The sequence below is a fragment of the Acinetobacter sp. ATCC 27244 genome (assembly GCF_000156555.1).
Taxonomy (GTDB): domain Bacteria; phylum Pseudomonadota; class Gammaproteobacteria; order Pseudomonadales; family Moraxellaceae; genus Acinetobacter; species Acinetobacter haemolyticus.
The window spans coordinates 2177-11029 of the sequence record NZ_GG665957.1 but is presented as its reverse complement, the minus strand read 5'-3'; the positions used below and the strand labels follow the sequence as shown (position 1 = coordinate 11029).

General features: G+C 42.0%; 8 protein-coding genes and 1 pseudogene. All 9 read right to left on the bottom strand.

Translation table 11 applies throughout. The features are described from left to right. Positions 1-229: 229 nt before the first annotated feature. Positions 230-1369 (bottom strand): YqaJ viral recombinase family protein, encoded by a 1140-nt coding sequence (locus tag HMPREF0023_RS09375; protein WP_005091435.1) that lies wholly within the window; start codon positions 1367-1369, stop codon positions 230-232. A gap of 229 nt (positions 1370-1598) precedes the next feature. Next, complete coding sequence (locus HMPREF0023_RS09370; protein WP_005091436.1) at positions 1599-2672, bottom strand: DUF932 domain-containing protein; 1074 nt, start codon at positions 2670-2672, stop codon at positions 1599-1601. 56 nt (positions 2673-2728) lie between these two features. Continuing rightward, positions 2729-3028: a hypothetical protein gene (locus HMPREF0023_RS09365; protein ID WP_005091437.1), complete on the bottom strand. Its 300-nt coding sequence runs from the start codon at positions 3026-3028 to the stop codon at positions 2729-2731. A gap of 115 nt (positions 3029-3143) precedes the next feature. After that, positions 3144-3506: a hypothetical protein gene (locus HMPREF0023_RS09360; protein WP_026056367.1), complete on the bottom strand. Its 363-nt coding sequence runs from the start codon at positions 3504-3506 to the stop codon at positions 3144-3146. A 129-nt stretch (positions 3507-3635) separates the two neighbouring features. Further along, the gene (locus tag HMPREF0023_RS09355) at positions 3636-4511 is read right to left on the bottom strand and encodes a hypothetical protein (protein WP_005091439.1); all 876 of its coding nucleotides are present in this window, start codon (positions 4509-4511) and stop codon (positions 3636-3638) included. Between the two features lie 32 nt (positions 4512-4543). Beyond that, positions 4544-4909 (bottom strand): hypothetical protein, encoded by a 366-nt coding sequence (locus tag HMPREF0023_RS09350; RefSeq protein ID WP_005091440.1) that lies wholly within the window; start codon positions 4907-4909, stop codon positions 4544-4546. Further along, positions 4910-6033, bottom strand: a pseudogene (locus tag HMPREF0023_RS17070) (hypothetical protein). 462 nt (positions 6034-6495) lie between these two features. Beyond that, positions 6496-7416, bottom strand: a complete 921-nt coding sequence (locus tag HMPREF0023_RS09340) for a hypothetical protein (RefSeq protein ID WP_005091442.1) — start codon at positions 7414-7416, stop codon at positions 6496-6498. 103 nt (positions 7417-7519) lie between these two features. Beyond that, positions 7520-8518 (bottom strand): hypothetical protein, encoded by a 999-nt coding sequence (locus tag HMPREF0023_RS09335; protein ID WP_005091443.1) that lies wholly within the window; start codon positions 8516-8518, stop codon positions 7520-7522. Between the last annotated feature and the right edge of the window lie 335 nt (positions 8519-8853).

Genomic DNA, 8853 nt, shown 5'->3' with positions numbered 1-8853 from the left:
GGGAGTCGTTTGCCATTCTTTTCGACAATTTTGCCGATGCTAATACGACCTAAAACGGGTGGTGTAATTGCTAAGCCTTTAATCATGGTGATGTCCTCTTTATAGCTGTTTAAAATTTTGGGCATAAAAAAATCCCATACCTGTTGAGGTATGGGATCGGGTTGTTTGACGTGGCTCTGGTGGTTGATACGTTTGTTTAAGAAAGAAATGCTGGATATACGTATCTGCTCTATCCACCATTCGGATAAATCTGAAATCTTCGTGTCCCGACTTTGGTTTGCGGGAACTGCTGTAGATATTCAGGATGTTGTTTCAGTAACGCTTTACTATTTAAGGTGGTTGAGTCTTGTGTCTTCTTCCACGTCACTGAGCCTCCTGTAAATACCGCACGTTCCGCATCTTTCATTAGCATCTGTATTTGATGTTTGAGTTCATCGAAATACTGTTGATGTTGTTCAAGTCTGTGTCGCTCTTCTAACAGTTGATTAAAGAGGTAATTGGCTTGTTCGTTTTGGCTGAGGTCTTCTACAGTTAATGGAATTTGTTCAGGATAGAGTTGCTGTAGTGCTTTAGCTGCTGAATCAGAAGCATCGACACTCGGTGGAATACCTGACTCGACACATTGCCAGAAGTGACGCTCCGCATTGATGATGTGCTGGATCACCGTTTCATTACGGGTCACTTTATAGATTTTAGTTTCATGTCCACAGATCAAGGCACAGATATGTGCAGCTTGTTTGCCTGTCACCGCCAGTTGATGTTGCACTTGGCACAGCACATACAGTGGTACACCATCTCGCCAAAGTTTTGCACCATATTCTCCAACGGTTTTACATTCCAAGATTTGCACATCGGGGTTGCCTACCACGGCATAGTCTAGATTGGCGAGCATAAAGTGCTTGTCTTCATCAGGGTGTTGTAATACTGCATTGACACGACGGACTTTATTATTGGTATGCATGCTGTAGTATTCAGCCACCAAAGGTTCAAGTTGTTTACCCCAGTACAACGGTGCATAGCCTGCACTTTCATCTTCAATGTTTTGTTGCATCCGACCCGTTTTGATCATCCACAGCTCTAGCATCGACATATAGGGATTCAGTCCGCAAGCGGTTGCAGCATCACTGCTACCGATGCCCTGTTTGCGGATTTCAAGCCATTGTTGATAGTTGAGTTGCTTAGTGTTGGCAAGCCGTTTAGCTGCGGGTGTTTTGCTTTTCCTCGGCTGTTTATTTTGGGAATGTTGAGCTGAATTACGTTTGGTTCGGGTGCCGACTTCGACTTGTTGAGTGGATGGATTGATATTCGGTGAGTAGGCTTGTAATGGGGGTTGGTTTAGTGCATTTTGAATGTGATGATGACTATTCATAATGGCGCGATTCCTTTTTGAATAAAGTATCGTCACCACAGCAACCGCTAAATTTCAGGCATAAAAAAAGCCACCTCTAAGTGTGGCGAAGGGTCTTGCACTGCGGCTATCTTATAACCACTGGCTTAGGCTAATGGTGAAAGCTTAAATGAAGCTGAAATTTGAGTCACTGTGGTAGCTGTTGTTTGTGGAGTGAATAAGGGTGAGTTTGATAGAGACTAGGCTAAGACTAAGCCAACATGCGTAAAGCTTGTTCCAAACCACGTTGTTTAATGGCTGCGCCTGCCCCAAACCATGCTGAATCCAGTCGATGGTCAGTACTCATGGCTCGACGTTCATGGTCGGTGAACTCGGTAATGGCGCACAGTAAACCATACGCCGTATCTTTGGCTGAACTGAGTTCTGCGCCACGTCCATGTCCGTTAAACATGGTCATCACTTTTGACATGGCACGTCCATTCGGTTCAGTTTTATTGTCGGATTTATTGATGCTCGATGTTACGGGAATAGTTGGTTTTGGCAGCGCCGCATTGCGGTAGTATTGAATAATGCTGTCCTCCTGATCTGCCACACTGAGATTGCTGTTATTAAACACTGCATCAAAGTAAGCAGCCGCTTCCTGCTGTGTAACTTTACGTTGACTCAGTTGCTTCATTTCATACATGTGTTCATCCCATGCACGCACTGAAATACCGAGTTGATGTTTGACTTTCTCTGCATCAAAGCGAGTACTGTGTGGAACTTTGACTACGCCCGTGTTGTTCGATCCAGCGTTTTGTGCTTTCAGGGCAATCGCAAGCGTGTTGTTACAGACCACACGAATAGAGGTGAATTGGGCGGTGGTCGCTAAGGTTCCATCACAAGCAGTAGCTAATAGAATATAGCCATTACTCACATCCTTTCCTTTTAAGGCAGATGTTTGTCCTGTCTTAGCCAATGCCCAGAATTTCTTACCGCCTTTAAGCACCCCAGCAGTTTCCAGTTCAAAACCTGATTGCTCAGTCAGATCACGGTAAAACTCTAGAATCTCTTTGGGCTGAACCTCTTGAAAGCGTTGACTGACCACGGATAAAGGTTCATGCGTATCAGAGCGATACAACACGCGTTGCTCTTGATAAGGCAAGATTAGGTTTTGTTGTTTATGGTTTTCAGCCATATAACTGACATTTGAAGATTCAATACGCCAATCCATGCCTGCTTGTTTGGCCCAGACTTCAATCGGTTGATTGGGCGTGAGTTGGTTGCCTAGTCCATGCCAAGGGGTTTGTCCTACAAATGCCATGTTTTCAACTAAATGTGCCATAGAGATGATTCCTGTATAAAAGTGATGTTGTTTAAAACAATAAAATTGAATGATGCTTAGTCAGCCACAGCAAAGTCCTGTCCGCATTGCAGACAGTGGTAATGTTGCGCAGATTTATAATGACGATAGAAATAATGCTGACTGACCATAACCAGTGTTCCACCGACTACCACTCCAATCAGCCCACCGATATACGGAGGGATACCTGCCTCTTTTGCCAGTTTGATCCCCAGTGCGGCCATTGCGGGTGGTGAAAATGCATCTAGGATTTTTTCAAAATACTGTGGACCATTCGGCTGAGATTCTCTGAGAATCACCTGTTCAGAATGGCAATAAGGACAATGTACGGTGCTCATCACGAAAGTCCTTTCAGTGAATGTGAATATTGATTTTTATGTCTAAATCTTGGGATTTTCAGGCATAAAAAAACCATGCCTCTTGGGCATGGTTGATATGTCTGCTTTCGTTTTGTTATTTAAAGCTATAGCTTGCTGAGCCTTGATCCGTCTCAATATCAACTTTTACCACAGCATCGTAGGAACATCTGAGGTAAAGCTGTAGGGATTGCCCAATCTGGAAATAGGCAGGTAGCTTGATTGGATCATTGTATCGACCTGTGTAACTGCAACGTCCATTATTTACATTGACGTTGGTCACCGCGATTGGCTCAGCATCGATAGAACGAATGGTGAGAATCACATAGGTTCGATCGTATAACCCTCCTGGGCTATATTCTGTATTTAAATTCACTTCCAATACATCAGGATTAAAACTCGAACCACATCCTGTCAGCATCAGTGGTAGGGTAATTAATGTAGGTAGTATCAATTTCATTAATCGTTTCACAATTATTTTTCCTTTATTCGGTTTAGCTTCTTGAATGTTAAATAGCACCGAGTCCTCTTGTGGCTGGGTACTGGGTCTTCACAGAGGTAATATGTATTTGAAATTTCTTTATTTTGATTAAGTGTTCCCTGTTATAAATGCTGGGAACTGCGCAAGAATGCTCGTGGCAGTTGCCTGATCAACATTTAAAGCGGTACTGATCTGAAAGAAATGGTTCCGCGCTGTTTCAACTTCAAAGTTCCTTTTTTCCATCAACACCAGTACTTCTTCAAGCAGGCTCTGACATAGTTGGGGTGACAGGCTGTTTTGAATCGCAGAGACTTCATCAAGTAGGTCAAAAAAATCAAACTGCTGATCTTGTTGCATCAACTTCCCAAGGAATGCCTGATCCTGTGGATGGACAAATTCACGATCAAATAACTGTTGCATCAACGCCCTCACCTGATTGCTCCACTCACCTCGCCAGCCCAGTAATAAGTAGGCATACAGTTTGATGATTGGCTGTAGGTTTGCGATCGTTGTGGGTTGGCTTTGTTGAGATTGTTGCTGCGTAGATACAGATGACAATGAATCAGTCAGGGTTTTATGAAGCGCACAATATTGGTTTAGGAAATCTGCCAATAGCCGTAGCCCTGCTTTTTCAGGCTGAGCCAAAGTCACTTTAGCGGTGCTATTGATCACTAACTGCTTACTGAGCATTCCCATTGAATAACCCACTGAAGTGATTGCTTTCATTGGATAGACATTTGCATTGGCAAAGGCTTCCTTGAAATAGATGCCTTGCGTTGTCAGACACAATCCATTCTTGCCCTGACCAAATACCGTTTCATCGACCAAAAGCAATACTTCTTCAGGCTTAGTCCTAGGAGGCAAATAGCTCATTGCACCTAGAATCTTATTCATAGGAATCTGGGGTGCTAGGAAAATAGCGGGGTCAGCCTGTAATAAATCTAACTGCGGAAACTGTTGTTTACATTGATTAAAGTCCATCATTATTTTTTCACTCTTCATCTTTTTGATCGTGCTTAGTTCGATGCAACCAATTGCCAGCCTGTTTCTGAATCATAAGGGCGTAAATGTACGACCTGATCTTTGAGGAAGGATTGCTTATATTCATCATCAAAGCGTTCAACCGTGATCTGACAGCGATAGAGATCGTATTTGGAACTTGTCCCTTCTTGCCCTACAAACAGATTCCCGACCTGACATTGCTGTAACTTGATCTGAATCACTGAGGCATCTTGAGCATGCAAGAGCTGAAGCACTGCATCAGCTTGAGGAAGTTCTGTTGGTGTGTCCTTACTGCCACATCCATACAGGCTGCCAAGTAACAACAGACTGCATATAAATTGGATATTTCGAACGGATTTATGTTTAAAGATCTCTAACATTTACAGTGCCCCCTCTATACCACTTGACCCTACATTTAGGCTGAGTTGCGTGATTTCTTCTTCAGTTGGTGGTCGAACTTCGAGTTCAGGCTCAGCTTGTTGCTGTTCAGGATTACGGTAATGTTTAAGACCAAACAGGAATGGCAGTTTTTGTTGGAGTGGGTATGGCTGTTCAGTATTGAGATTCTTGTTGGACTCATCTGCATTTAATGGACGAGTGCTTAAATACAGTTGTGAGGGATTGATGGTAGCTAGACGTAAGTAGCGATCATCATTGTTATTGTGCTGGTACAGGATGGCTTGTTCTAAAACCAATTGCCCTTGCTGCATACTCAAGATAAAACCAAGATAATTCCGCTTGTCTCGTTCATCACGTAGATTGCCTAGAATGATTTCGGCATCTTTGGGTGATGCACTAAAGACTAGATTGAGCTTAGATACGGTTGAATCGTAGTAGCCCGCAGCATTGGTGCTCGATGCCTGTATATGCATCACCTGTCGATCCGCATCATATTGAGCTGAATCTTCGCTAGATGGACTAAGTACATTGATAGGAATGGGATAAGCCAAATAATTTAAGGCATCTTCCAGTCGTCCAAGGTCAACTTTGAGATGGGCTGTGGCTTTTTTAAAGTGCCTTGTTCTGCCTGAATCCGTTGCTGGTATTGCTCGGTCGTTTCAAATTCGCCTTTACCTGCTCCTGTAGGAGTCTTCAACATTCGGGCATGGTTAATCACCAAATCGTTGGCACTGGCAAACAGGTCATTGTTTGGAAATTCCAGTAGCAATTCTTGGTTGGTTTTTTCGATTCCTAAGAGCAAGACTTGATTCGGCTTGAGTTGCAATTTTTCTCGAAATTGTAGCAGTGCAGATCGATTGCCTGATTGACCATGCAGATAGTCACGAAAACCAGAAACATCGGCTTCGGGCAGTTGTTGTTGATTGAGGAAAGGTTGTAATGCTTTGGCTTCGACCAGAACAGGTCGCTGTGTTGGTTCAAGTCGTTGGCTGAGTGCTGCATTTTCGTCAGGGCGTAAAACTTCAGTGGAGGCATTTTTATTTCCACAGCCGATCAGTAAAAATGATCCGAGCACACAGACAAACAGAGGATGCACATCCTTCATTTGTTTACCCCAGATAAAATTATTGTTTTATGTATGCTGTTATTGGTCTAGTGATGACAAAACCGTATACAGCACTGGGGGATAGAGAAGAACGGGAAATTAAGAATTTGTAGACGCATGGGCGACTCCTTTGTTTATTAAAGAAGTTCTACCAAAATCACTGCTAAATAATGGTGGCAGAACGAATGGGGGTTAGCAGACTGGTAAACAAAGAAACCAGCACGCGCAAGCGCGTCCCCCAAACGTCTGCCATAAAGAGAATGGGGGACGAACGGGTCCACAGCAGATAAAAGTAAACTTTTAACTACCGTCTTTGTTTATAGGGTCTGCTAAAACCCACTGGCAATGTAGGCCAGCATCGAAAGGATAGCCCCCACTCTGTCTGCCGTCAAGCAGACAAAGTTGAGCAAATTAATTGATGTTGATTTGATAAGCAGTGTATCTAGCGATTGAAAGATACTTTTAAAAATTAAAGCCTTTGACTGGCTTAGCTAAGAATTGTTGAAATTTTCGAGGGCGTACTCTTAACCGCGTCGCCTTATCATCTACACTGTAAAACTCATTTCGCCTCATACCTTCTAGATCATCACGAACATCTTCCATTTCCTCAAACATGGCAAGGAAGCTATCATCTCGTTCTTCCCATGGTAAATCCGAATTTGAATCGAGTACCAAACCATTGCCATGAGTTACAGTCAACCATTCCTGATTGAGTTGCTGACAAAGCATTTCTGTTTGTTTTAGCACGTTGCCATTAAACGTTAGAAAGTAAGCACATACATACTGATTCGTTTCAGGGATGCGCAATACTTTGCGATAAAGAAATAAACAACCATTTTGAATCAAGGCACTATTCTGAATCCTTTTTTCAAAAAGACTTACATGCTGAGCAACGTCAAAAATCGAGACTAAAGGGATTTGATCCGCCTGATAGGTGAAATAGCATTTCAGCGTATTGAGATGGTGTTGATGTATGGTAATTGCGTCATATTGTTCAACACATTTACGAATACGTTTTGCGTGCGCCTCGTTGTCTGCTTTGATCGTTTCTAAGAATTGAACACTGGTATATACCACCCGTAACTTTTCCAGCAAGAGTGCAATGAAAACTTTGATCTGCTCCACTTCTTCACTAGGTAGGTATACAAGTTTGAGATCACACAATGTTGCGTGATAACAATAGGCTAAAATTGAAATCCACAGATCGAATTCCAATTCTTTATAGTGCATCAATGGTTTCCAATCAGGCAACGTATCTAAAAATACCTCATGCCAATATTGCATATCTAACGCCGACTTCTCAAAACGTGCTTGTTGATAGAACTTTTGTAGATTTTGTTCTAGGCGAGTGGCATGTTGATGTTCGACTTGGTAAAAACTCATTGCAAAAACTCCTATGCGATTGAATTGCATAGGAAGGTGTTTGGCGTATTTTTTTAATTTTGCTTGATCCTGACCATCACTCAGCCTAGTGACTGGAAGCGACTTACTTCACCTTGTTATGCTTAAAGTGGCTACAAGCATAGGCTTCAAAACCACGTGGCTTTATTCGCAAATATTGATGCTCACTGTCGATCCCTATTTTGGTGAGGTATGGAGCCACATAATTGAACAATATATTCATGCGCCCTGTATCTGCCCGATCAATGACCTGACCATTGATGTGCTGTTGAATAGGATAACGAATGTTCTCTTTGCGTTGGACATATAAATATCCCCTACCCTCCGTAACACGATGCCAAATATTTACAGCCCCTTGATAGAATCGATAAGGGGTTTGTAAATGTTTCCCATCAAGGATCACCATAAAATGAATATGGAAATGTCCGCATTCTTTGCCTTGCTCAACCACTCTGGCATAGAACAAAATCTCTAAATCAACTTTATCTCGATCTTGCTCAGTCAGTACATAGTGTTCAGGTTTATTTATCTCTTTGACAAATTGCTCAAGATGAGTCCTGAGATCAAGACTGCTCACTGAATCTTCATAAGCTTTAAAATAGTACAACTCAAAACGAAACGGTAATAATCTGGACTTACGCGCTGAAAGTTCTCGTAGTTTCTCAGCAATGACCTTCCTTCTTTGCTTTGCCTGATAAGTACGATCAGACTTAATGCGACTATATGAAGAGGAAAATAACTTGGTGGCAAAGTCAAAGATTATCTCCTGCATCACACTTAATGGACGAGAACGAAGTACAATATTTCGATCCTGTTCAGGGTACTGTTCAAAGTACTCAGCTACGCAATTGGCAAACACTGTAATACGTGGGCAATACTCTCGATCAGGCAAATTCAGCAACCATAACCATTCATTTCGCTGTCCGATAATTTCTTCAATCCATGATGTATTAGCAAGAAATCGTACCAAGTCCTTATGATCCCAATGCTTAGCACCATGCCGAGCCAAGTCCTTCTCGAAACTACATAACAAGTAATCAAACCAAAAAGAAATATCTGATTCAGAATAATCTTGATTAAACACTTCACTCTCCTATGACACTTTGAAGTCATAGGAGGAGAACTTCTCTAATTTTTTACATTATGAATGGAGTCATAGTGCTAGACCTAGTGATGATCTCTGTCATCTAGTCAATAGCTGTATCACAATCAGTAGGTTCTTCTTTAGCAGTAGTAAGCTATTATAATGATTAGATTATCTATGTAGATTACTTATTAGATTAGTTATATATATCATAAATATATGCACCGTATGCAATGAACCCAAAGCCGTAAAAATATACGGCATCGCCCTTATATTATGATGAAAAATCATGATTTGAGTTTAAATTTTTTAGCTGAGATTTTTTGCTTTCACTC